The sequence below is a fragment of the Paenibacillus sp. FSL F4-0100 genome, from assembly GCF_037993005.1.
Taxonomy (GTDB): domain Bacteria; phylum Bacillota; class Bacilli; order Paenibacillales; family Paenibacillaceae; genus Paenibacillus_AQ.
Map to the genome: position 1 here is coordinate 5,785,911 of NZ_CP150303.1, position 24,379 is coordinate 5,810,289.

The 24,379-nt window shown below is 50.3% G+C and carries 20 protein-coding genes, 1 pseudogene and 1 other annotated feature; of the genes and pseudogenes, 1 reads left to right on the forward strand and 20 read right to left on the reverse strand.

The window, feature by feature from the left end; translation table 11 throughout:
* Positions 1–91: 91 nt before the first annotated feature.
* The 6 genes and pseudogenes from MHH48_RS26180 to MHH48_RS26205 form a co-directional block, all read right to left on the reverse strand.
* Positions 92–925: an ABC transporter permease gene (locus MHH48_RS26180; protein ID WP_076324167.1), complete on the reverse strand. Its 834-nt coding sequence runs from the start codon at positions 923–925 to the stop codon at positions 92–94.
* A complete protein-coding gene (locus MHH48_RS26185; RefSeq protein ID WP_076324168.1) occupies positions 925–1,872 on the reverse strand; it encodes an ATP-binding cassette domain-containing protein in 948 nt (315 codons plus the stop codon). Before MHH48_RS26185 ends, MHH48_RS26180 begins: the two co-directional genes overlap by 1 nt.
* 61 nt (positions 1,873–1,933) lie before the next feature.
* On the reverse strand, positions 1,934–2,752 hold the full coding sequence (locus MHH48_RS26190) for an NAD(P)H-binding protein (protein ID WP_076324169.1): 819 nt from the start codon (positions 2,750–2,752) through the stop codon (positions 1,934–1,936).
* A gap of 53 nt (positions 2,753–2,805) precedes the next feature.
* Positions 2,806–3,696 carry a YafY family protein gene (locus MHH48_RS26195; RefSeq protein WP_076324482.1) on the reverse strand — a complete coding sequence of 297 codons (891 nt, stop codon included), beginning with the start codon at positions 3,694–3,696 and terminating at the stop codon, positions 2,806–2,808.
* A 183-nt stretch (positions 3,697–3,879) separates the two neighbouring features.
* A pseudogene (locus tag MHH48_RS26200) lies at positions 3,880–4,152 on the reverse strand (hypothetical protein); the annotation flags it as partial.
* Positions 4,153–4,545: 393 nt separating this feature from the next.
* A complete protein-coding gene (locus MHH48_RS26205) occupies positions 4,546–5,304 on the reverse strand; it encodes an MBL fold metallo-hydrolase (RefSeq protein WP_076324170.1) in 759 nt (252 codons plus the stop codon).
* A gap of 124 nt (positions 5,305–5,428) precedes the next feature.
* On the opposite strand from MHH48_RS26205, the gene MHH48_RS26210 reads away from it, so the two are divergent.
* Positions 5,429–5,845 (forward strand): Lrp/AsnC family transcriptional regulator, encoded by a 417-nt coding sequence (locus MHH48_RS26210; protein WP_076324171.1) that lies wholly within the window; start codon positions 5,429–5,431, stop codon positions 5,843–5,845.
* A 92-nt stretch (positions 5,846–5,937) separates the two neighbouring features.
* On the opposite strand, the gene MHH48_RS26215 is transcribed toward MHH48_RS26210, so the two are convergent.
* The 14 genes from MHH48_RS26215 to MHH48_RS26280 all read right to left on the reverse strand — a co-directional run bounded on the left by MHH48_RS26215 (position 5,938) and on the right by MHH48_RS26280 (position 24,340).
* Positions 5,938–7,209: a Gfo/Idh/MocA family oxidoreductase gene (locus MHH48_RS26215; RefSeq protein ID WP_076324172.1), complete on the reverse strand. Its 1,272-nt coding sequence runs from the start codon at positions 7,207–7,209 to the stop codon at positions 5,938–5,940.
* Between the two features lie 35 nt (positions 7,210–7,244).
* On the reverse strand, positions 7,245–8,867 hold the full coding sequence (locus tag MHH48_RS26220) for an extracellular solute-binding protein (protein ID WP_076324173.1): 1,623 nt from the start codon (positions 8,865–8,867) through the stop codon (positions 7,245–7,247).
* A 48-nt stretch (positions 8,868–8,915) separates the two neighbouring features.
* Positions 8,916–9,800: a carbohydrate ABC transporter permease gene (locus MHH48_RS26225; protein ID WP_076324174.1), complete on the reverse strand. Its 885-nt coding sequence runs from the start codon at positions 9,798–9,800 to the stop codon at positions 8,916–8,918.
* A 19-nt stretch (positions 9,801–9,819) separates the two neighbouring features.
* On the reverse strand, positions 9,820–10,779 hold the full coding sequence (locus tag MHH48_RS26230) for an ABC transporter permease subunit (RefSeq protein WP_076324175.1): 960 nt from the start codon (positions 10,777–10,779) through the stop codon (positions 9,820–9,822).
* Positions 10,780–11,513: 734 nt separating this feature from the next.
* Positions 11,514–12,551 carry a LacI family DNA-binding transcriptional regulator gene (locus tag MHH48_RS26235; RefSeq protein WP_076324176.1) on the reverse strand — a complete coding sequence of 346 codons (1,038 nt, stop codon included), beginning with the start codon at positions 12,549–12,551 and terminating at the stop codon, positions 11,514–11,516.
* A gap of 213 nt (positions 12,552–12,764) precedes the next feature.
* The gene (locus tag MHH48_RS26240) at positions 12,765–13,949 is read right to left on the reverse strand and encodes an MFS transporter (RefSeq protein WP_076324177.1); all 1,185 of its coding nucleotides are present in this window, start codon (positions 13,947–13,949) and stop codon (positions 12,765–12,767) included.
* 149 nt (positions 13,950–14,098) lie between these two features.
* Positions 14,099–14,401, reverse strand: coding sequence for a metalloregulator ArsR/SmtB family transcription factor (locus MHH48_RS26245; RefSeq protein ID WP_076324483.1), 303 nt, complete (start codon positions 14,399–14,401; stop codon positions 14,099–14,101).
* Between the two features lie 45 nt (positions 14,402–14,446).
* Positions 14,447–15,658 (reverse strand): glucuronate isomerase, encoded by a 1,212-nt coding sequence (locus MHH48_RS26250; protein ID WP_076324178.1) that lies wholly within the window; start codon positions 15,656–15,658, stop codon positions 14,447–14,449.
* Between the two features lie 33 nt (positions 15,659–15,691).
* Positions 15,692–17,263 (reverse strand): extracellular solute-binding protein, encoded by a 1,572-nt coding sequence (locus MHH48_RS26255; RefSeq protein ID WP_076324179.1) that lies wholly within the window; start codon positions 17,261–17,263, stop codon positions 15,692–15,694.
* 307 nt (positions 17,264–17,570) lie between these two features.
* Positions 17,571–18,470: an NAD-dependent epimerase/dehydratase family protein gene (locus MHH48_RS26260; protein ID WP_076324180.1), complete on the reverse strand. Its 900-nt coding sequence runs from the start codon at positions 18,468–18,470 to the stop codon at positions 17,571–17,573.
* Between the two features lie 104 nt (positions 18,471–18,574).
* Complete coding sequence (locus tag MHH48_RS26265) at positions 18,575–19,447, reverse strand: LysR family transcriptional regulator (protein ID WP_076324181.1); 873 nt, start codon at positions 19,445–19,447, stop codon at positions 18,575–18,577.
* A 188-nt stretch (positions 19,448–19,635) separates the two neighbouring features.
* Positions 19,636–20,799 carry an MFS transporter gene (locus MHH48_RS26270; RefSeq protein ID WP_076324182.1) on the reverse strand — a complete coding sequence of 388 codons (1,164 nt, stop codon included), beginning with the start codon at positions 20,797–20,799 and terminating at the stop codon, positions 19,636–19,638.
* 493 nt (positions 20,800–21,292) lie between these two features.
* Positions 21,293–22,855: a 2-isopropylmalate synthase gene (locus MHH48_RS26275; RefSeq protein ID WP_076324183.1), complete on the reverse strand. Its 1,563-nt coding sequence runs from the start codon at positions 22,853–22,855 to the stop codon at positions 21,293–21,295.
* Positions 22,856–22,957: 102 nt separating this feature from the next.
* Positions 22,958–23,188, reverse strand: a binding site (T-box leader).
* A gap of 81 nt (positions 23,189–23,269) precedes the next feature.
* Positions 23,270–24,340 (reverse strand): bifunctional 3-deoxy-7-phosphoheptulonate synthase/chorismate mutase, encoded by a 1,071-nt coding sequence (locus MHH48_RS26280; RefSeq protein WP_053492057.1) that lies wholly within the window; start codon positions 24,338–24,340, stop codon positions 23,270–23,272.
* Between the last annotated feature and the right edge of the window lie 39 nt (positions 24,341–24,379).

The following is a 24,379-nucleotide window of genomic DNA, read 5'->3' on the forward strand; positions in this document are numbered from 1 at the left end:
AAATACCTATACGATTTACATCAACCATAATGACGATACATAGAGAAAAACCAGGCTGCATGCTGATGCAAACCTGGTTTTTTTGTGTCTCTTACCGCTCGTTTTTTGTCTGATACAGATACAGCGTAAGCGGGGCGAAAATAGCGATAATCAGCACGCTGACTCCAATTCCGGTCATAATCACAGGCATGGTTGCCGTGCCGTTCATCAGTCCCCTGACCGTGGTTGCCGCCATGCTGATCGGATTCAGATCAATGAGAATGCCCGTCCATTTTGGCATCGTCGACGAATCCACCAGAATGTTGCTGGCAAACAGCAGCGGGTATATCGCAATCATGCTGGACCCCGAAACCGTCTCCGGCCGTTTGGCCACGACGCCGATCAGCGCAAATATCCAGCTGACGCTGAATGCAAAAAATAGGATGAAAGCAATGGCGAGTACAATTTGGATGACGCTGCCCTCGGGGCGGAAGCCCAGCGCAAGCCCTGTACCCAGAGCAACGATAACGCCGACCGTATAGCGTAAACCATCCGTCAGGATGGAACCAAGCACGGAAGCGGGCTGCCAAAAGGGCAGCGTTCGAAAACGATTGTATACCCCTTTGGTAATATCTGAGCATATCGTGGTTCCGCTATACACCGTCATGGGAACGACTGTCAGGATCAGAATGCCGGGCAATAGGAATTGAATATAAGCCCCGGTTGTCCCGGCCATGGCGCCGCCGAACAAGTAACTAAATATAAGCAGCAGCAGAACCGGCGACAGAACCGCGTCCATCACCAGACCAAATCCGTTATGCTTGGTATGCTGCCAGGTTCTCCACATAAAAATTCGAATTGCCGTCAGGGTATTGGGAGGATCGGTGTCAGCTTGGCGAACAGGCAGCACGCCGTCCTTATTCGCTGTATGATGGCTTACACTCATCACGTGCCCCCCTTCGACTTCACGTGGGTTAGTGACAGAAAGACCTCGTCCAGACTCGGTTCGCTTAAGGCGAAATATTCAATGGCGAATCCGTTCTTCATCAGCGTACAAATGGCCTGATTCGCAGCACTTGCATCCTTCACCGGAATCTTATGTACCAACGGATGATCGTCCTGCAATACGTTCAGCGCGTGTTCCTCGTTTAACAAAGTACCGAGCTTGTGCTGATCGGTCGGTTCGATGAATTGGATGGTTAACGTTCTGTTGCCAACGGAAGCTTTAAGTTGCCGGGGTGTCCCTTCCGCAATCAAACTCCCTTTATCCATCACGGCAATCCGGTCCGCCAACTGGTCAGCTTCTTCCAGATATTGCGTCGTCAGCAGCACGGTGGTTCCCCGCTTCAAAAGCGACCTTACCACCTCCCACACTTGATTGCGGCTTTGCGGATCGAGGCCTGTTGTCGGCTCATCCAGAAATATAACGTCAGGCTCGGTAACGATGCTGGCGGCAATATCCAGCCGCCTCCGCATCCCGCCAGAATAATGCTGCACCGCGCGGTCCTTCGCTTCGCCGAGTCCAAAGGATTCGATCAGCTCCTCGCTTAAGGATCGAACCGTTTTCGCCGAATAACCGAAGAGCCTGGAAATCAACATTAAATTCTGAAGACCGGAAAGTCCTTCATCCAGTGCTGCAAACTGGCCTGTCAGGCTGATCTTTCTCCGAACGTTCCGGGCATTGCCTACGACGTCAAATCCGGCCACGCTTGCGAACCCCCCATCCGGCTTAACCAGGGTGGATAACATATGGATGGTGGTTGTTTTTCCGGCGCCGTTCGGACCTAACAAGGCAAACAGCTCTCCTTGTTCGACTCGCAGATCGATTCCTCGAACGACCTCCATGCCGTTGTAAGATTTGCGAAGCTCCTTCGTTTCAATGGCGTAAGGCAAGTTTCACAGCTCCTCCTCTTCCTATAAAAATCTGTCCCTAGAATGCCATGCTGGCTTACTCTTAAAAATCGTCCAGATGATCACGGACCCAATCAGCAAGCGTGGCTGCCGGCCGCCCCGTGACTTCCTCCACCGTCGGCAATACCGTATAACCGATCTCGGGCGGATTTTTTCCCATTTGCACAAAAAACTCAATCGATTCCTCGTCATAGCCTTGCTCTCTCCATTTATCCCTCGCCTGTTCCTCGGTCAGTTCGACAAAACGGATTTCCTTGCCTGTTACCTCGCTTATCATCCGAACCGCTTCTGTTCGCGAGAGGGCTTCCGGTCCCGTAAGGAAATATTCTTGTCCATGGTGACCTTCCTCAAGAAGTGCGGCGACGGCAACCCTCGCGATATCGGCTTCATGTATTCTCGCACTCAGCGCATGGCCGAACGGCTCGCGGACAACCCCCTCCGTGCGGATCGACTCCTGCCAATCCACCAGAATATTTGCCATAAATTCGCCTGGCTTCAGCAAGGTCCATTCCATCCTGCTGTCTCGAAGGGCGGCTTCGACAGGACCTTCTTCATAGCCCACCAATACCGTTACCCGCTTTACGCCTGCCTTCTCGGCAAGCTCGATAATCCGGGGATCTGTCTGCAGGGTCCCGTAAGCCTCATCACTGGAGATGATCAAATGCATGGCCGTCACGCCTTGCAGAGCGGGAATCAGGCTATCCGGGTCATTGAGATTCCCGGCAACCATCTTGACGCCCTCCGGTACTTTCGCTTGCTGCGGATTGCGAGAGATCGCTCTTACTTCGTTGCCTTGCAACACAAGCTGCTGCACGATGTGCTTTCCAACGGTACCTGTAGCGCCTGTTACCAAAATTGTCATATGGAACTTCCTCCTTGAGCGTTGATTTAAGATTCATATTGTTGGATTGTTCATCATTCATAACGTTTACGAATTTCCTCCAGCTCCTGCAGCAAATCTTCTTTCAGTTCCGGCGGGGAGAGGATCTCCACCTTGGAACCGTAGCTTAAGATCACCGAGATCGCATAAGCTTTGGTATAAAAAATGGTTTGGACATCGAGAAGTCCCTCGCCAGAGATGAAGGCCTCCGGAAATTGCTCGGTCACCCGCGGTCCCGCGGAAGTATCGAAACGAAGATGAGCCTGTATACCCGGCACCGCCTCCTGATCCTCCCGAACCAGGTTACCTCTTGGGAAGAACGTGTCAGTGGATACTTCAAGACTGGATATGCGCGATACTCTGAAGATTCGTTTTGCCTGCTTTAACAAGCAGTAAGCCTCCAAATACCACACGCCTTGTTCCCAGTACAGCTGGAGCGGCTCCACTTGCCGCTCCGAGCAGCTGCCGGATGTGCTCGTATAATGAAGGGTCATCAGGTTCGAGCGTTCAATGGCATTTAGAATGGGCTGTACCCATGCCCGCTCATGTTCCGACGTGCTCATATCGAATAGGATTTGTTCATGACATCCTCCGTTCAACAGGGCGGGCTGCAAGGTTCCGAGCTTCTTCATGATGGTGGTGTATCTCCCCTTCACAGTCCTTTCGATGCCCTTCAAAAGATTGTAGATCGCCAAAAAGTCATCAACGGAGAAGTGCTGCCTCGTCAGATAGAACCCGCTCATCAATTCAAAGCCGCCATCCGCACCGGGATAGGAAGCAACCGGGATTCCAGCCTGATTAATGAGGTCCACATCGCGGTAGATCGTACGAACCGAGACTTCATACCGGGCGGCAAGCGTTGTGGCCGTCACTCTTTTTTTGGTCAACAATTCCATCGTAATGCCTAGCAGCCTGTCGAGTTTCATCGTTAACACTCCTCGCGTCTCGTACTTTTTGACTTCTGAATCGAATGATAAATCATAAATCCTGACATCTAGTATGTCAGGATTAAATATCGTTCCTGTTGGAATGGGGATTATTTTGGCAAGCGAAAGCCACCCGACCTCCAGGCTCGCCTTATGCAAGCCCCGAAGCAGAATGCGCCGGAATCCCCGGTTATTTTTGATCTGCCCAAACACACTTTCCGGCTCGACCATTCGCCGAACCGACAACGCATGACCCTCCTCGCTTCGAAGATTCTCCCGGCAATCCACATGAACATAACATTCTTGCGAACGGCTTTGGCGATCTGACGAGAAGATCCGTTGTGTGTAAGCGTAGACGAAGACTTTAGTGAGCATCTTGGGATGGTAGCTGTCTCGACCGCCGCCGGGATAGGCACTCACAAAAATTCGGTCGTCCAAACGGTTGATTGGCTTCATTACGACGCGAACTAGATGGTGCCTAAGGAATATCTTCCTACAAATCCATTGGCAGATCGAGTTGGTCCATGGTAATTGAATGTACAAAAGAAACCGTTCCTTTCGTACATGGTTTGGGTAGCACCACCATTTTACCAAAGAACGGTTTCTTTGCGTCTAAAAGTAAGCAATCTGCACGGCGTAGCGGAGAGGACGAATCGGTTTTGGACAAGCGTCAGCGCTCGCCTTTGCCCCCACATTTCGCCCTTGCTCAGAACCATTCCAAGAAATGTGGGGGCAACAGCGATGGGAGAAACGATTCGTACACGGAGCGTCTTCTAACAGCAAGAAGGGGCCCCCGCAAGATCTAAGATCTTTTGGGACAGCCCCCCTGCCATGCCGAGCTGTTGCATATTACGCTTTCCATTCGACCCATTCGCCATCCTGCGGAATTTCCATTTGTGCGCGCAGACCTTCCGCTGCCAGACGGCCAGATAGCCCCTCTCTTGTCACAAGGCAGTGGTTGATGGCTTCCATATGGACCGCAACCGCCTTTGTGTGGGGAGCATAACGCAGCAGTTCAATCACATCGTCCTCATCCATGATGATCGGATCTCCCGTGAGAAACCGGGCACCGCCGGCGTTGACCACCGTCATATCAGGCTTGTGGTCATCCAAAACTTCTTTCACTTCATCACACCAGATGGTATCGCCTGCTATATACAGGGTCGGCTGTCCTTCTGCCTTCAAAATAAAACCGGATACCTGCCCCATCATCTGACCGATCTCACCCGTACCGTGATGACCGCCGGTTCGGATTATCGTAACCCCTTCATATTCCAGGGTTTCCTGGACTGCCGTCACGGACGTAAAACCTTGCGATGCCAAGGTATCCTCGTCCCCCGGTTGACACAGAATCGGCGTCGTCTTTGGCAGTGCATCCATAGCAGCTTGATCCCAGTGATCCAGGTGCAGGTGCGTGACCAGCACCGCGTTCGGACGGAGCTTGTCAGCCATGGAGAACGGCAGCGGCACAAGCGGATTCCGTCTGTCATTCGCAGTGTTGATGACCGGCGGGTTCGCCTTGGCATTGCTAAACATCGGATCGACCAGCAGTTCAAGATGGGCATACTGTATTCTTAACGTAGCATTACGTATAAGCTGAAGTTTCACTTTCATTTCCCCTTTGTTTCATTTAATATGGTTCTGAATCCATTATAGAGAACGCTAATATTCCCGCCTACAGCTTCGTGAAAGGAATTAGGGGAACTCACTTTCATCGTGAAAGGAAATGACCATGCCAAGCGCTCATGAACTCGACAAAGTCGATCTTCGCATATTACATCACCTGCTGGAGGATGCGAGCCTATCTCACAAAGCCATTGGACAGCAGGTACATTTGACAGGGCAAGCCGTCGGGGCCCGTGTTCGGAAGCTGCAGGATCTGGGTGTCATTGAAGGCTTTACGCTGCGCTGGAATCCGGACAAAATCGGTCTGACGGTTCATGCGTTTATTACCATGTTCATGGTGTTAAACACGTTATCCTTTGTTCAGTCACATGACATGGTTGCCGAAACCCATCGCGTCAGTGGTGAAGGGTGTTATTGGTTAAGAGTACGGGCCAGCTCACCCAAGGAATTGAATGATTTTCTGGAAGAGCTTCTGAAGTACGGCAATTATAAAGTCAGCCTGTCCATTGATCAGGTGAAATAAAAAAGAAGAAGCCGCGGATCCACGAGATCGGCGGCTTCTTCTTGGTATCTATTGCGAATTTTTCATATGATGTATTTTTAATATAATTTCATTTATTTCACTGCGTTTCCTTCCGCCATCAATTCCCGCGCATATTCGTTCAAATTGATGGATTGGCCGTGATTCAACCTCGATTTCTCCGCCGCGAACGCAATAAGGTGGCTTCGCACGGAGGCACTAGCTGACGTCAGGCTCTCCTGCCCGTTATAGCTCCGAACCTCCTTCAGGAAGCTCGCCACAATTCCGCTGTCGCCCCCGCCATGTCCGCTGGACTGCGAAGGAATCGTGATCTCCGTTTTCTGTCCGGTCAGGAAATCGTAAACCGTAATCTTGCCTTCCTCTCCCCGAAGCTCGCCGCGGGTGCCCATGATCTGAATTCTGCGCTCCTGTTCATACGTGAATCCGCACATGCTGAACATCGCGGTGGCACCGCCCTCAAACTCCATGTTAACGACCTGATGATCGACCACATTGTTATCGCTCCGATATACGCAGCGGCCATAGTCCGTATCGCGAAGCCCTTGAATGATGTTCGGCTTGGTCAGCTCCTGGGTGAAATGCCCCGCCCATCCCTTGTACTGGTCGCTCAAGTAAAACCGTGGTGCCGAATACGGACAGGTTGGTTCCACCTGGCAATCGAGGCACCGATCGGCCGAACCTTCGGGAGCCTGCTCCTCCCGGAAATGCATCAGGGAGCCAAACGAAGTGACCTGCGTACACGGCCGGTCCATCAGCCACGACAGCACATCCATGTCATGGCAGGATTTAGCCAGTATCATCGGGCTTGCCTTGTCGGAGTTATTCCAATTCCCCCGCACAAAGCTGTGCGCGATATGCCAGTATCCCACATTCTCGTTCAGTTGGATCGAAGCCACCTCACCGATGGTCCCTTCCTGAATCACGCGTTTGATGGTACTCCAAAAAGGGGTATATCTCAGAACATGGCATATGGTCAGCAGCCGGTTGTTACGAATGGCCGCCTGCTCCATCTCAAGACACTCCTTCGGTTCCGGAGACATCGGTTTCTCCAGAAGCACATGATACTGTTTCTCCAGAGCTTGCATGGTTGGGCCATAGTGCATGCGATCCTGTGTACAGATGACGGCGATATCGGCAAGGCAGGGCTCCGCCAGCAGCGGCTCCCAGGATTCATAACACCGTTCCGGCGGAATTCCATGCTTCTCGGCAAAACGGATTCGCCGCGCCGGATCGGCCTCGGCCACGGCCACGAAGGTCAGCTCATGCGGATAATCCAGGGCATAAGGGGCATACCCCCCGGCGCCGCGCGCGCCTGCCCCAATCAATATGGCTTTCAATTGTGTCATATCATGTCGCTCCTTTTAGGTTCTGCTACTCGCTTTTATTTGGTATATCGATCAGCCGCGGACTGGTAAATGGCCAGATAGCGCTCCGACCCCATCTTTTGCAGGTTAGCTACGTATTGATCCCAGTTATCAAAGGACTCGTTGCCAGCTATGAATTTATCCCGCATCTCATCCACGTACGTATTAATGTCGGTCTGGATACCGGTAAGCTCAGACTGCTCATCGGCGGTAAAGTTAAACGGCGGCCAGACCTTGTCTTGAGGTATGACGTACGGCTCGGCTTTTTTTGCATTCTCTACGGACGTCGGCAGGCCTTCTGCTCCCTTGAAATACTTCTGCTTCACGAAGCCCGGATAATATCCGCCAGGCCATATCAGATACTGCCCTACCGCCTGGTCCAGATTGAGACCCTCCGGATTGTTCTTGATCTCGTCCACGTAATCCACATTGCCATCAGCATCTTCCTTATACGTTTCATCTTCCCAGCCCATGAAGAACATGCGGATGCCCTCGTCACTGTAGAAGTAATCCATCCAGCGGATCAGCGCGGCCGGATTCTTCGCTTTATCGGTCAGGACAAACATCCCAATGTTCCCCAGCGGAGAGCCCGTGGCGCTGAACATCTGATCGCCGTGCGGCCCCTTCAATACCGGAAGCCCTACATAACCCTCTTGGTTGTAGATGGCGATCGGGTCCACATTATCAACGACGCCGAGAAGACCTTCCACGCCTTTGGCGTCTACCTCCGTGCTCTTCACGGACATGATATCCTGCTCCAACAGGCCGTCCTTGTACAGCTTGTTCACGAACTGAAGCAGTTCCTTGTATCTTGGGTCCGTCGGAATGAACCGGACCTTTCCGCTCGCCGGATCGGTATCCACGTTAATGTTCGAGGTTCCGTGATAATTGAGGCCGAACGAACCTCGCAAATAGTTAACGATACCGGTAGTTCCCACGCCGCCCCATGCATATTCATCCTTCTGGCCGTTGCCGTTCGGATCCTTCTCCTTAAACGCTTTCAACATATCGTAGAATTCATCCAGCGTCTGCGGCTCTTGAAGGCCAAGCTTTGTCAGCCACTCCGACTTCACCCACGGCGTTCCGTAGAGCACGGACCGGAATTCCGGATCGTACAGCGTCGGAAGCCCGTAAATGTTGCCGTCCGGCATCGTAATCCCCTTCTCGATGACAGGATATTTCTCCATCAATGCCTTGAAATTCGGCGCATATTGATCAATCAGGTCATTCAGCGGGATAAAAGCGCCCTGCTTGCCGTATTTTAGCAGATCTGGCCTCGGGAATGCGGAAGCATAGAACATTTCCGGATAATCGCCGCCGGCGAGCAGCAGATTCCGTTTTTCCGCCAAGTTGTCCTTGTGCACCGTGTCCCACTGTACCTGAATATTGGTCATTTTCTCATATTCCTGCCACAGCTTGATGTTGTTCCAGTCGGCGTTGGCAAAGAACTTTCCGGCAAATCCGGTCACCGTCATCTTGTCACTGACAATCGGAAACCCGGTCTCATTAATCGCTGTTTTCCCTTCACCCGCGGAGTCCGATTCAGCCGTTCCTCCCGAACCTTTCGAACTGCAGCCCACCGTCAACGATACCGACAACATGCAGGTCAACAGAAGACTTCCCCATTGCTTCAGCTTCATCCGTAATCCTCCCCTTTTCATGTTCCATCCATATATCCATGCAAGGAATTATCCTTTGATGGCCCCAATCATCACGCCTTTGACAAAATACCGCTGCAGGAACGGATAGAGCGCCAGTACCGGAAGATTAGCCACGACCAGCACCGCGTACTTAATGCCCTCCACTTCCCTTTGCTGCTTGATCGCCGATTCGGTCGACATTTTGACCATGTCGTTCGTTTGTCCCTGAATCAGAATTTCGCGCAGGATGAGCTGCAGCGGAAATTTATCTTTATCCGATAAATACAGAAGTGCATTGAAGAACGCATTCCAATGACCGACCGCATAGAACAAAATGGTCACCGCGATAATCGGCATGGACAGCGGCAGTATGATCCGGGTCAAGATTTTAATGTTCGAGCAGCCATCGATCGTCGCGGCCTCCTGCAGCTCGCCGGGTATGGACTGCTGAAAGAAGGTGCGCATAATGATGATGTTCCAGATCGATACGGCATTCGGGATAATCATGACCCAGAGCGTATTCAGCATGCCGAGGTTCTTGATCAGCAAGTACGTCGGAATGAGTCCTCCGCTGAAAAACATCGTGAAGACCAGCAGCGCCATGATGGCATTTCGCCCGACAAAATCCTTCCGGGACAGCGGATAAGCCGCAAGGATAGTCATCGTGAGATTAATGAATGTGCCAAGCGACGTATACACCAGCGTATTGGTAAAGCCGCTGATGATATCCTTGTTCTGGAAAATTTTCACATAGGAATTCAGGTTGACTCCCTTGGGCCACAGCAGCATCTCGCCCCTCAGAACCGCCTGCGGGTCGCTAAACGATGCGCTGAGCACAAAGACCAGCGGGTACATAACAATGATGGTGACCAGGATCAGAATCGTATAGTTGATAACATTAAAAATGCGGTCCCCTCTGGTTTCAATTTGCATGGCTCTTTCGCTCCCCTCTTTACCAAAGACTGGTCTCGCTCACGCGCTTCGAAATAAAGTTCACGACAACCAGCAGGACAAAATTGATGACGGAATTAAACAATCCGATGGCTGCGGAGAAACTGTACTCGGCATTCTGAATCCCCATTCGGTAGACATAGGTGGCAATAATGTCGGAGCTCTCCATATTCAGGTTGTTTTGCATCAGGAGCACCTTCTCAAACCCGATCCCCATAATGCTGCCCATGTTCAGGATCAAGAGGATGATGATCGTTGGCATAATGCCTGGGATGTTAATATGCCATATGCGCTGAAGCCTGGTCGCACCATCGACACGCGCAGCTTCGTGCAGTTGGTTGTCTATGCCGGCAAGGGCTGCCAAATAGATAATGGAGCTCCAGCCCATGGTCTGCCATACATCCGACAGAACGTACAGAGATTTGAACCAGGAGGGCTCCGTCATGAAATTGATCGGCTGACCGCCAAACATTTCAATAAAATGATTGATGATGCCGTAGCGGGGCGACAGGAAAATCATCATCATCCCGACAACGACCACGGTAGACAGAAAGTGAGGAGCATACGTGATGGTCTGCACGAATTTCTTGAAACGTTCAGCCCGAACCTCGTTCATGAGCAAAGCCAGAATAATCGGGATCGGAAAACCGACAGCAAGGCTGTATAAACCGATGCCCAGCGTGTTCTTAATCAGGCGCCAGAAATAATAACTGTTGAAAAAGCGATCGAAGTGCTCAAAGCCGACCCACGGACTGCCCCATATCCCTTTCGTTGCTATAAAATCCTTAAAGGCGATCTGGATGCCGTACATCGGAACATACTGGAACAGGATGTAATAGGCGATGACCGGTGAAATCAGGGCATAAAGCTGCCAATTACGTAAAACACGATTCCACAGTAAGCGCTTACGTTTCGTTTCAGGTACCGCGGTTGCTGCGGGCTGCAGGGTCGTATTAGCCAATGAGCATCACCTCGTATGTATGGATTGGGTTAACCTCGTAACACTAGCAAAGCGATCTTCACATGCCATTAAAGCATTGGGATATCCGCTCATTCAGCGGATCAGTTCCAATTCACATGAATGGAGCTTGGAAAGTACTCGTTTATGATTTCCCTCCTTTTCTCTGCAATCCGTCATATGACTAAGCTACCTCCACCTCAAGCTATCCGTTAGCCAATATGGTTTTGGAGCGCACTATATGTTAGATATAGTAACGCAATATTTTTTATAAATAAAACCCGAACAAGTCAGGTGTTATTTCATTTCTTGGATTTGTTTTGGACATTAATTTGGTTAATTCAGGATTTTATTTGGATATGTATTGGTATATGAAAGGCATAACGCTGAGCAAGCGCAGGGCCTAATACATTAATAAGGGGAATTGATTTATTCTTATAATCCATTTATATAAAAGGAATGAAAGCGCAAACAAAAACAAAGTGGAAATGTGCGAAGTGTCGTTTATTCCGAATTCCAAAATCAGAAATTCTATTCCAAACATATCATTGATTTTCACTCATAATAATATAGCAATATGGCATTGTCAAACACTTTTTGGACTTTTTTGGCGCAAAAACTTCAAAATTTAGGTAAAACCTGCAAAAAAACAGCTGTCGGATTTCAAGCCGACAGCTGTTCAATGATCTTTTTTATCTTTTCATGTTATCTAATCATACATATTGAATCAGTTAATTTCACTCTCTTGTGAAACTTGAGGACTCCCGAACAATCAATGAGCATGGCAGTAATATTTTGGTTGCCACCTTGAAATGTCCGTCCAAATAATCCACGATGGATTTGGCAGCCACCCTGCCGATCTCGTATTTGGGCACGGAAACCGAGGTTAACGGAGGCGTTGTATATTGGGCTACATCAATGTTATCCATCCCCACGATTGCGATATCTTCCGGTATGCGACCTTGATTCTCGACAACGGCACGCATGGCTGGAATGGCAAGCATGTCGCTGGCACAAAAAACAGCAGTTGGCCATAACTCTTTGGGAAGCCCTCCCAATAGCTCGGACATCTTGCTGAAGCTCCGATCCACATTCCATCCCGTATTCATCAGCCACTCCTCGCGCACTTCCAGTTTGGCTTCCAGCATAGCGAATTTATATCCGACATACCGTTCTTCGCTCTCCATCTGCTTGGAATACGCAGGCCCCCCGATATAAGCGATTCGCGTGTGCCCCTGGTCAATCAGGTGGCGTACGGCTGCCCTCGCTGATAAAATCCGGTCACAGTCTACAACGGGCACGGTCAGCCGCTCATCATTCAAACTCACACCCATGATGGCAACCCCGGCCTGCTGTATCAGTTCAAACAACTCCTTGTCGTACCAGCTGACGGCTACAATCCCCTGGGCTCCTGTCTCCCTAAGCATAAGGCTTATTTTGTCCGCATCGCCGATTTCCTCGCATGTACGAACGATCGCCGGGGGCTGTCCGAGTTCCTCCATTTTTTTATGGAAACCGGCAAGAACCGTTGAGAAATACGGGTGGTCGTCCATCAGGTTTTGGGGCACGACACAGACAACCCGCTTATCGGCCGTGCCGTTATCATGTACACTTTTGGATGGCTCAGGTAGTTTATATCCAAGATCAAGCGCAGCTTGCCTGATTTTCTGCTTGGTATCCTCGCTGACCGGACGGCTTGCATCATTGCTGATGGCCCGCGAAACCGTAGATATGGATACCCCGACCCGTTCGGCGATATCTTTAAGCTTAGCCAATCGCATCTCCTCCTCCGCAAAATTTGGAACCAAATTTTCCGCCATCCATTGATCATAGCATAAACTTTCTCATTTTGGGGCGTCAAATTGATGTCCGTTTTTTCGCTGGAGAAGGGGGTTATGTCTTACAGATTCTTTCGTTTTCCGACCTTGTTTGAAGATGCTGCATATCAGGCGCCGTTACAGCATAGCTGTCACCAGCGGTTACTCACATTAAGCTCCCAATGGCACGCGCTCGGTGCTCTCCCGCTTTCCTAATCGGAAAAGTACAAACGACACTACCATGGCTATGGCAACGCCCCCGGCACCGATCCAGGTGATGGACGATAAGGACCATTGCTCCACGGCAACCCCTCCGATGCCTGCGCCCGCAGCCATGGCGAGCTGCATCACGGACTGGTTCAGGCCTAGCATAACCCCGGATGAATTCGGCTCCAACTGGACGAGGTTATACTGCTGCGTCGGACCCGAAGACCAGGCGGATAACGACCATATCACAAGAATCGCAAACACGAAGATGACAGATACGGCTGCTTGGGTAAAGGTCAGAACGATTAGCGCGAGAATATGCAGAAGCATGCCACCGGTTAATGTAAGCGGCACTCCCCATCGATCCGTACTGAATCCGCCGAACTTGGAGCCGATAAGGCTGGCAATGCCAAAGGCAAACAGTGCTGCACTAATCAGACCTTCGTTCAGGCCGCTGACTTGAAGAAGGTAAGGAGACAGGTACGTATAGGCAATGGAGTACCCGCCCAGCCAGAAGAACGTGATCGCCAAACCGAGTGCGACTTTAGTCTTTTTGAGCAGCGCAAATTGCTGGAGCAGCGGCACGGGAGCATCTCCTTTTGTTTTTGGAATCGCCTTATGCAGCACGATCATGGAAACAACTCCTAGAATGGCTATGAAACCAAATACGGATTTCCACCCAAAAACAGCAGCTACGACACGACCGAGGGGGACGCCAATGATCAGGGAAGCTGTGAAGCCCATGACAACCGTAGCGATTGAACTCGCCTGTTTACCCGGCGGTGCGATTTTGGCGGCAATCCCGAGCGCCGTTACAACTACCATCCCTGCCCCCATCGCCATAATAACGCGCGCAATCACAAACGGAATATACCCCGGAAGGGCAAATGACAATAGATTCGCGATCACAAAAATACCCAATGAATAAACCAACAGCTTCCGTCTCTCTACTCTAGCGGTCAGCGCCATAAGAATAGGGGTCAAGATCGCATATACCAAAGAGAAAATCGTGATCAGCTGGCCAGCAGCGGTTATCGTAATTCCTAACGAATCCGCAATTTTATCCAAAACTCCCGATATAATATACTCCGATGTTCCCACTAAAAAACTAACGATAGCCAAAAAATAAATCTTCCAAGCACCTGTCATAATTGCAAATTCCACCTTTATCTTAAATTTATATATCGTGAATTGTCGATATGTTAAACCAATAAAAAGACATATCGCAATATATAGATATATAGTACGGAGCAAGACTGAATATTCCTTATTTCTTAAGGAATCATTCAGTACCTGCGTTATATCTCCTGCTTCAAATACTCTCCGATTTCTTGGATAACTTCTTCATCCCGCTTATAATACGTGAATTTTCCAAGCCGCTCCGTCTTGATCAAACCTGCCCGATGCAGAATCGATAAATATTGCGATGCGGTGGACTGCGTCATATTCAGTTTCTCGGTCACCTGGCTTACGCATACCCCGACTTTCCTCATATCAATCCCTTCGTGGGGTGTAAAATGTTGTTCCGGTTCCTTGAGCCACTGCAATATTTCAAGCCGCGATTCATTCGACAACGCTTTAAAAACTTCGATTGGTTTCATACGTATCATTATATCGAGAATTATCGATGTGTCAACCTATTTCCCTCAAATACCTCCCGAACGAATGCCATAGCGTCTCATGGCACTCGCGTAGAACCATCCATTTGCCGTATGCAGCGCCGTCTCCTCGTCGATCCAGCCAGATAGGACCCGCTCCCACAGAAACTCGGCAACCAGCTTCTTCACAAGCAAATTCTTGCCGTAACTCCATTCCATACAGCGGGCATCGGAGACGATAATCGAGCTCTTGCTTGCCGGGAGTGCCTCCAGACGGTACTGCATGCTGTCCCGGTAGGTGCTTGCCCGGAAGTTGAACCACCACATGCCGCCGACATGAACGTTCGGGAAATTCCAGGCTGCCTGCACCGCATCAAGATTGTTGAGCTCCGATGCAAGCACAAGCTCAAATTCACAACGATACGACTCAAACAAAGCAGTCAGCTTGAGAATCCGCTCTGTATCGTTGGCCGGGAACGCCGTACCGCACCACGACCTCTCTACTCCCAGAAACAGCTGTACGAGCAGGCCGTTCCGCTCCGCAGCACCACATATGACATGCAGCAGCTCCATCAGAATGTCGTCACGCCCGCTTGCGGGCCCAATCTCCTTACGGATATGCGAACTCGATTCATACCGCGGCAGCGTTGTCATGATGCCCGGGAGGCCAGCTTCGCGAAATCCGCCGAGCAGCAGGTCAATCTCGCCTCTCACATCCAGAAAAGTCCTGGCCGGATCATTAGAATGCACCATGCGGTCAACCCATGGACCCAGCACCCCGTCAATCCGGGGGATCAATACGGCATCATCCCGCATGCCTTGAAACGTTGCATGTTCGGGATGATTCACGACAAACCGGCGGATGTTCATCCGGTCTGCCGTTTGTTGTGCCCAGCCCTCTTCGGCGGACGCTTGCCGTACGCGAGCCATAGCTTCCCGCACCGAATGTTCATCCTTGATGATGACTCCGTATAATTCACGCATAATGGAGGTGAATACCCAGTTCATCAGCGTGCTTCTCGTTGATTGATAGGCTTTTAGAAAAGCAGCAATTCGCTCCGCCTCCGGCAATTTATCCGCTTCATCCGGGTAGCCACCGGCTTGCAGCTCTCGGTAGAACCAGAAGTAATGGGCGATCTCCCAAAAGTCCCTTGCGCCAAGCCGGTCACCGATAAGATGGGTATGGGTATCGAAGACCGGCAACCCCATGATTTGCTCGAAGAATACAGCTTGTTTGCCGCTCATATCATGCAAGCTCATGTGAACATCTCCTTCTCTTCATGAATCGGTTAGTTATTTCCGGTTTTCCGAGATGACAACGCCCTTCCCCTCGTTGTAGCGGTCTGTGGCTTCCTTAATAATCTCAAGGCCACCCTTCTTCTTATATTCCTCAATCACTTTCGGCCAATCCGAGATCGGCTCTCTGCCATAAATCATCTTGATCATATGATCGAGAACCAGCTTCGGCCCCACGTCATCGCCTTGCGGTGCGGTATCCGGATATTTGGAATACGCGTCCAATGCCGGGGAGAAGCGGATCGACCCCAGCCCTTCCTTGAAGACCACCGTATCCATGAACTTGATCATGTCCTGCCCGTCCTCGGTCAACTCTTCCTTTGCCTTGTTGTACACCATATCGTGGACGAACCAGAACATGCTGCGGAAACCGTCTTCATCCATGGCTTCAGGCGTGGATGGAGGCGTGAACTTGATTGCGCCGTTCTCCCGGGTGTAAGTTTCACCTTCAATCCCGAACGAGAAATATGTCTCCGCCTCCGGCGTCAGCATCCAGTCAAAAAACTTGATAATGCCGATGGCCTTCTCCTCTGAGACCTTGCTATTAATATAGTAAGACGTATTAATGCTTGAATACAGAAGATGGCCTCCGGTGTTCTCCGGACCGCGCGGCGATGCAATGATATCAACCTTGGCGTCTGGTACGGCATTTTTCAGCTTGCCGCGGAAGCCTGCCAAAAGCTGGGCGTTGGCGGACCACATGCCGGATTTACCGCTCTCAATGTTTTTGCCATAGTCACTGGAGGTCAGGGTCGCAAAATCTTTGGGAATCAAACCTTCATCGTACATGGTCTTATAGGTCTCCAGTGCCTTCGTCATATTTTCCACGTCAAAGAACTTGGGAACAACCTCCCCGTTCTGCAGTTCGTACTGGGATGGCAGCACATCGAACGCCCCCAGAATCGTGTCGGCATATTTAAAGTTCTCCCGCATTTGATACGGGAACTCAACGCCTTCCTTCTTCATCTCACGCATTACGTCCAAAAATTCATCCACCGTTTTTGGCGCCGGGAGCCCTGTCTTTTCCAGCAGATCGGTCCGGATATACAGCCCTCTCCGGGACGGGTTGGACAGCCATGCCGGTATTCCATAAATTTTGCCGTCATAGCTTGTCTCCTGCCAGGCTTCCTTCGGCACACTCTTCATCAAATTCGGAGCATGCTCCTTCAGCAAGTCGTCAAGCGGCATAAATACGCCTGCTTCTACGGAACCGGACATCCCCTTGCTTGTAGCCCCTCCCACGTTCTGTACGACATCCGGAATATCATTAGAGGCAAACATTAAAGTCATTTTGCTATCGAAGTCCTTCAGTGGAAGCATGGTCAGCTCAATATCCGTATTGGTCAGCTTCTCAAGCTCCTTCACCCATCTCTCTTCATTTACATCCTTCGAACGCTCGACATGTTTGTTTCCGCTGGTTGCCATGGACATCGTGAAGGACAGCTTGCCGTCAGCGGCAGCGCCCGAAGAACCGGAGGTTCCGCCACCTGCTTCCTTGGCACCATTACAGCCGACCGCCGTTAAGGTGATTAGCGCGCTCATCAAAACCAAACTCCATTTTCTTCTCATTCATATCGCTTCCTTCCATATTTCTTACAATTTTTTTACCTTTGCACTTCTGATAACTACTCGAATTTCGAGCTGCTCATCTCCTTGTGAACCGGATATCCCTTTCCCCCTTGGCGTATCACCTCAAAACATAAAGCGCTTTCATAATAACATCCAACTCCCGAATATTAACATGTACTTTCTTCTGATCGCATGTGTTTTCCTATGCTGGTGGCGTAAGCAGACCGGGATGCCGATAACCGTTTCATGGAAACACCTCGTCAAACGCACAAAAAAACGGCATTTCTGCCGTTTTGATTTGCAAAGCTTATTTTACATGATCATGAATCCAGTTCAGCAGCGGTTCTTCCGCAGGCTGCCAGCCGAGTAAATTCCGGGCGTGAACGGCACGCACGCGGCTGTTCGAGGCAATCGCGAACCTCGCCCAGTCTCCAAGCTCAGCCATCGCATCCTCAGCCGGCCAAGACATCGTTTTTCCGCCGAAACCAAGAGCCTTGCTGACGGATCTTGCGATATCCCCATAGGATTCCTCGCCATTCTCCGCAAAAAAATAGGAAGCGGACGGCGCTTTCGTAAGAGCCAGCAGGTACAGCCGTGCCAAATCCTTGATATGGACGTTGGACCAACGGTTGACCCCTCTGCCCACATGAATGCCGGCTGCCATTTCACGCGACTTCCGAATAATCTGCGGCAATTGATCGCTCTCTGTAGGCAAACCAAGCGCGTCCCCATATATCATGGAAGGCACGATCACGACGCTTCGGACCCCGTCGTCGATTCCGGCTCTACGCACACGGTTATTGATCGCCACGCGTTCTTCCCGGATATCCATCGGCGTGAATGGCGTCTCTTCATCGTAAATCCGTTCACTGACGGAATCTCCCCTGGCGTCATCGCCGACGACACTGGAGCCCGACGTATGCAGGAATGGTTTTCCGCTGCCGCGTAAAGCTTCAATGAATGTTTCCACCGCCAGACGATGATCCGAGTCCGCCGTGTGAATAACCGCATCGCTCATTTGCGCGTATTGGGTTAGCGTCTCCGTATCCTCCAATGTCCCGAGTACGGGCGTTATGCCCAGCCCCTGAAGAGCATCTATTTTATCTCGATTGCGTACCAAGCCGTACACCGTATGACCTGCATCAAGCAGAACTTTCGCAACGGAGCCTCCTATATAACCGGTAGCACCTGTAACAAAGACTTTCATGTTGTGAACTCCTCCTGTTTTCAGACTTTAGGTTGCCCTCTCATTCTAACGGCAGCCCTATCTATAAAACAAATCATGAAATTATCGCGTATTTATAAATATTATTATATATAATCCCGAATTGTGGAGATGACTTCTTGAATTTGAGGCAGATGCTTATGTTTGGCTTGATAAGCAAAAAACAACTCATTGGTCACTTTGCATTCTTCGCATATGACTTTCGATTTACCCTTGTCTGCCGAATCGCCTAACAGATAGGTCGCCACAACGCTTAACCCCATACTTTGCTCAACCGCCCTCAAAATCATATGTAAATTCGGAATGATATGCTTCGGTCTAATTAATGGCCTCTTCTTAAAGTGCTCTCGCCAAATCCTTCGTATGATGGGCAATTCCAAGCCATAGCTGATCCAGCTCTGGGAGGATAGCCACCGCTCCTTCTGCTGAACCCCCGTAAATACAGGTACGTCGTAATCCCCGGGAGCAACGATAACAAATTCTTCTTCCATAAACTTCACATACTCGATTCCCGGTGTTTGATACTTCTTGGACGTAATGACAATATCGAGCTTATCTTCTTTTAATAGCTCCAGCAGCTCATCCGCGGTCCCAAAATGGGAGAGCGTACATGTGCTGAACGTTTCAAGCTGGGGCAGGATTTTCTCACTAAAAAATTCATGCGCCGCTCCGATCTTAATGACCGTAAGCGAGGGAAGCGAAGCCGATTTAAATTGCATCGTCGTTTCTTCAAGTGACTCGATCAGAGGAGCCAATTGCGAGTACAGCTCCTTGCCTCGTTCGGTTGGCACCATTTTTCGGGTCGTGCGAATAAACAGCGCTTCTCCCACCTCGGCTTCCAAGGCAGCGAGATGCTGACTCATCGCCGGCTGGGTCATGATCCGGGTCTTCGCCGCTTCGGAAACGGAATTATGCTTATAAATCGTGCAAAAGCTTCTGTACCACTCAAAATCGACCATCAATGAAGCACCTCCTGTCAAATATCAATCGAAAGGTCCCCTGTTGTTCTTACATTTCAATTTCTTAATACTAACATTCATTCCCTGATGCTGAGATCTTATTTCCTAATGTACTATAAAAGAGATGATGCTTGAATGTTTAGCAAAAAAAGAACCGACTCCTCCAGAATACGAGTCGGTTCTTTCGTTCAGGAAGATTTGGCAATCGCCGTTTTTCTCTCCTTGCCTCTAATGCCAGGCAGCAAGGAAAGCAAGCCCACGACAGCCAAGAGCGCACCAACCCACAGAGGCGATGCCAAGCCAAAACCGGCATCTATGGTCATTCCACCCGTAGAGGAGCCGACAACAACCCCCAAGCTGATAACAGAACCATGAACAGTCGTTACAAGTGACCCCGTATCGGCGACCCTTATCACCCGGGTAGCCATCGCCGGGTTCATTGGCACACCCACCAGACCAACAAGCACAACAGCGATCATGGCAACGACCGGACTGTGAACGAACAGTCCAAATACCATCAAGGCAGCGGCTAAGGTAATCAGCCCTATCGTGAGAATCGGCATCATATAATGATCCGCCAGCCTGCCGGTAACCACATTGCCAAACACCGTGGCCACGCCGTATACGCCCAGCAGGATTGGAACCGACGAAACACTGAATCCAGCAAGCTCGGTTAAGATTGGCGAGAAATAACTGAATGCGGCAAAGGTTGCGCCTATAATCAGCATGCTTGTAGCATAAGCAGCCCACAGCCGGCGATTCTTAAAGGCAGCCAGCTCTTGCCGGATGCCAGCCTTCTCCGGCTTCGGCAGGGATGGAATCGTAAACAGGCCTACCAGTCCTGAAACAAGCAGCAGGACAACCACGGCCCAGAAGCTGGCACGCCAGCCCAGCAGCTGCTCGATCCACATCGCCAGCGGAACTCCGATTGCGGTAGCAACCATCAATCCGCCGATTACGATAGAGCTTGCGCGTCCCCGCGACTCCGGATCAACAAGGCTGAAGGAGATAGCGAGCGATACACCGAACGCGGCAGCGGAGGAAAGCCCTGTAATGATCCGCGCCGCCATCATGACTTCGTAATTCGGGGCTATGGCGCCTAAAGTCTGTCCCATTAGGAAGATAACGGACACGGTCATGAAGGCTTGTTTGGGCCTCACTTTCAACAGCCCTATCGTCAGCAACGGCCCTCCTACGATCATCCCGACTGCATATGCGGTAATGAGATACCCGATGGCGGCAATCGAAACGTTGAATTCCGCTGCAAGCGAAGGCATAATGCCAGCCACCATAAATTCGGAGGTGGTCATTGAGAAGATCATTAGGCCTAATACATAAATGGAAAAAGGCAATGGGAACAGCTCCTATCATAATTATTCAATAGTTTTGTAACTTTCAGTACAAAAATAAGCGCAATAAGTCCAACCACACTTTAAACCGCACTATAGCTGGATTACACTTTCTTCACATAAAATCAACTTCTTTACTATTCAGTACAAAAATATTCAAAAAAACACGCCTCTCTAAATTACTACATTTCGTAACGTACCATTTCGTCGTTGCAACACCATGCCCTCCATACCCTTGCGCATGGTGTTGGCTGCTCCTTTCCTAAGGCTTCCAGCTCATTATATATATTTTGTAACGGTCGGTCAATAAATGTTGTTCATTCCACAGAATTGTCCTTTACGACAGCCAAAATACCCCACTTCTACATGAGAGATAGCGTGGGGTATTTAGCTCCGCAACAGCTTTACGTTGCCTTAATGGCTTGCTCATTAGTGAACGTACCGAGCTTCCTTAGCTCATCAAACCAACCATCAACGATCTCAATGACGGCATTAATTATAATTCTCTCGCCGGCTCTTGCACCTGCGTATCGTGGCTGGTATCAAGCAATACCGCATTAATTCCGTTAAGAAAAGCCAACGCGCTCGCCTTAATAATATCCGTATCCATTGCGCGCCCGGAATAGATTTTGCCCTGATATTCGATTCGAATGTTTACCCGGCCGATGGCTTCTTTTCCTCTGGACAGACTGTTGATTTTGTAATCCTTTAACTGTACGTCCAAACCGACCAAAGCTTTCATGGCGCTGTACAGCGCATCAATCGGGCCATCCCCCACCATGCTGTCCCTGAACGTCTCGCTGCCTTTTCTCAGCTTCACGGTTGCCGTCGGATACAGATCATTGGTCACGACCTGGAACGAATCCAGCTCATACAGATGACTGCTGACTTCTTCATGGGTACGATGCTGGGTCACCAGATAAAAAACGTCATGATCATATACTTCCTTCTTAGCATCGGCAAGCTGCAGGAATTTCTCAAACAGCGCTTCAAAATCTTCGCCTTCGCCTGTCTCGAAACCAAGCTTCTCCACCGCATTCTTGAACGCATGTCTTCCGGACCGCGCTGTCAGGATCAGCTCCATGCTGTCAGCGCCAACTTCCTCCGGCGACATAATTTCGTAAACCTGTTTATCCTTAAGCAATCCATCCTGATGGATGCCGGAAGAGTGCGCGAAGGCATTCTCACCCGTAATCGCCTTATTCACCTGCACATCCAGGCCCGTCAAATGCGTCAGCAGCCTGGAGGTTCTAATCAGCTCCTTGAGCCGGATATTGGTGGAGGCCTTAAAATGATTCTCCCGGACTTTGAGTCCCATGACCACTTCTTCAAGCGACGTATTGCCTGCGCGCTCCCCTAAACCATTGATCGTGCATTCCACTTTCTGCGCACCGTTCCGCACGGCACTGAGCGTATTTGCCGTAGCAAGCCCGAGATCGTTATGGCAGTGAACGCTGAGGATAACCTGATCGTTCAGATTCTTCAGGCGCTCGTTGATTTTGCGGATCAATTCGCCGAATTCGTCCGGAACGGCATAACCGACCGTATCCGGAACGTTAATCATCGTGGCACCGGCCTTTACCACGGCCTCGATCGTTGTCCACAGATATTCGAAGTCGGACCTGGATGCATCCTCGGTCGAATACTGGACATGAGGCAGCAGCGTTTTGGCGTACTTCACCGCATCAACACCCATCTGGAGCACCGCATCCTTGGAGCGGTTGAATTTCTTCTCCACATGAATATTCGAGGTGCCGAGCACGATATGAATCAGCGGATTTTGCGCGAGCTTAATGCTTTCATATACGGCGTCGATATCGCCCTTCACCGCACGTGCAAGTGCGGTAATGGAGACGCTATCGCCTACGGTTCGGGCGATTTCCTGAACCGCTTGGAAATCCCCTGCCGAAGACGCGGGAAAACCCGCCTCGATAATATCGACATTCAGCCGCTTTAGCTGCTGTGCAAACTCGATCTTTTGCTGTACGTTCAGTTTGGCGCCCGGAACCTGCTCTCCGTCGCGCAAGGTTGTGTCCAATACGATAATGTTGCGTTCCATTTGATATTCCTCCTCGATAATCGATCGTTCATTTTCCTTCATTTATATCAAGCGGGGTTGGTTAAACCCGGAATTTAACCAACAAAAAACCCCGCCTCTACGTATAGAGGCGGGGTTGAACCCGCGGTACCACTCTAATTCATTTTTATGCAAAATGATCTTCTTCGATGGCCATCACCATCTATCCCTATAACGGTGGAACTCCGGCTAACCCTACATGATCAGGCAGCTGTTCATAGACGAGTTCAAAGGGAACGACATTACCGTTTCACACCTGCCAACGGCTCTCTGAAAAGTCATTACGCTTTTACTATTTCTAATCAAAACATTTCGATATGAATTTTGATAACTATCTTAAGGAAAGAGAAGCGTTTTGTCAACCCTTTATCTTCCAAAAGCAAAAGAACGCATGGGTTACAGCAATCCGGACTTCTTCACATTCGCCAGGAAATCATGGAATTCCGGAATATTCAGCTGCTGCGCCGCATCGGACAATGCCGTAGCCGGATCGGGATGAACCTCTACCATCACGCCGTCTGCACCTGCAGCAAGAGCCGCTCTGGCACAAGGGGCCAGGATGTCCTTACGGCCTGTGGAATGGGTCACGTCCACCAGTACCGGAAGATGTGTTTCTTGTTTCAGAATCGGCACCGCCGAAATGTCCAAGGTGTTTCTCGTCGCCTTCTCATACGTCCGAATACCGCGTTCAATCAGCATCACCTGCGTATTGCCGCGGGACACGATGTATTCCGCAGCGTGCACGAACTCATCGATCGTAGCTGCAAGACCGCGTTTCAACAGCACCGGAGTCTGAACATCCCCCGCCGCTTTTAACAGCTCAAAATTCTGCATGTTCCGCGCACCGATCTGAATGACGTCAATGTATTCGCACGCAAGCTCGATATGCGCAGGATCCACGATTTCGCTGATCGTCTTCAGGCCGAACTCGGACGCCACTTCCTTCAAAATTTTTAGGCCTTCAATACCCAAGCCCTGAAAATCGTAAGGCGATGTTCTCGGTTTGAACGCGCCGCCACGCATGACGGTCATGCCCGCTTCCTTAAGGGCAGCCGCAACCTGGCGTACTTGCTCATAACTTTCAACGGAGCATGGTCCTGCGATCATTACCGGCGTGCCGCCGCCAATGATGGTGCTGCCCAGCTGAATCAGCGTATCCTCCTGCTTCTTCTTCCGGCTCACCAGCAAATGCTTCTTATGATCGACTTGCTGCAGCTTCAAGGATGCCTGGAAAATTTGTTTAAATAAATGACGCACTGTTTCATTATCGAAAGGACCTTGGTTATGCTCCACCAGAGTGTCCAACATTTTTTTCTCACGTACCGGGTCAAAATCAGGCACTCCCTGCTTTTGCTTCTCCTGACCGATCTCCTGGGCGATTCGTGCTCGCTCCGACAACAGCTCCAGCAGCTGAAGATTAACGGCATCGAGCTCCGATCTTAATTGTTCCAAACGTCCTTGACTCATCTGAAATCTCTCCCTCACCTATTTTTCTAGTTTATAAAA

What these genes read in the sequence shown, in the direction of transcription:
- MHH48_RS26190 (WP_076324169.1), bottom strand. Translation starts at nt 2,752, where the DNA reads ATGACAATTTTGGTAACAGGCGCTACAGGTACCGTTGGAAAGCACATC.
- MHH48_RS26225 (WP_076324174.1), bottom strand. Translation starts at nt 9,800, where the DNA reads ATGCAAATTGAAACCAGAGGGGACCGCATTTTTAATGTTATCAACTAT.
- MHH48_RS26215 (WP_076324172.1), bottom strand. Translation starts at nt 7,209, where the DNA reads ATGACACAATTGAAAGCCATATTGATTGGGGCAGGCGCGCGCGGCGCC.
- MHH48_RS26280 (WP_053492057.1), bottom strand. Translation starts at nt 24,340, where the DNA reads ATGAGTCAAGGACGTTTGGAACAATTAAGATCGGAGCTCGATGCCGTT.
- MHH48_RS26275 (WP_076324183.1), bottom strand. Translation starts at nt 22,855, where the DNA reads ATGGAACGCAACATTATCGTATTGGACACAACCTTGCGCGACGGAGAG.
- MHH48_RS26245 (WP_076324483.1), bottom strand. Translation starts at nt 14,401, where the DNA reads ATGAAACCAATCGAAGTTTTTAAAGCGTTGTCGAATGAATCGCGGCTT.
- MHH48_RS26210 (WP_076324171.1), top strand. Translation starts at nt 5,429, where the DNA reads ATGCCAAGCGCTCATGAACTCGACAAAGTCGATCTTCGCATATTACAT.
- MHH48_RS26240 (WP_076324177.1), bottom strand. Translation starts at nt 13,949, where the DNA reads ATGACAGGTGCTTGGAAGATTTATTTTTTGGCTATCGTTAGTTTTTTA.
- MHH48_RS26250 (WP_076324178.1), bottom strand. Translation starts at nt 15,658, where the DNA reads ATGAGCTTGCATGATATGAGCGGCAAACAAGCTGTATTCTTCGAGCAA.
- MHH48_RS26255 (WP_076324179.1), bottom strand. Translation starts at nt 17,263, where the DNA reads ATGAGAAGAAAATGGAGTTTGGTTTTGATGAGCGCGCTAATCACCTTA.
- MHH48_RS26180 (WP_076324167.1), bottom strand. Translation starts at nt 925, where the DNA reads ATGAGTGTAAGCCATCATACAGCGAATAAGGACGGCGTGCTGCCTGTT.
- MHH48_RS26195 (WP_076324482.1), bottom strand. Translation starts at nt 3,696, where the DNA reads ATGAAACTCGACAGGCTGCTAGGCATTACGATGGAATTGTTGACCAAA.
- MHH48_RS26220 (WP_076324173.1), bottom strand. Translation starts at nt 8,867, where the DNA reads ATGAAGCTGAAGCAATGGGGAAGTCTTCTGTTGACCTGCATGTTGTCG.
- MHH48_RS26260 (WP_076324180.1), bottom strand. Translation starts at nt 18,470, where the DNA reads ATGAAAGTCTTTGTTACAGGTGCTACCGGTTATATAGGAGGCTCCGTT.
- MHH48_RS26265 (WP_076324181.1), bottom strand. Translation starts at nt 19,447, where the DNA reads ATGGTCGATTTTGAGTGGTACAGAAGCTTTTGCACGATTTATAAGCAT.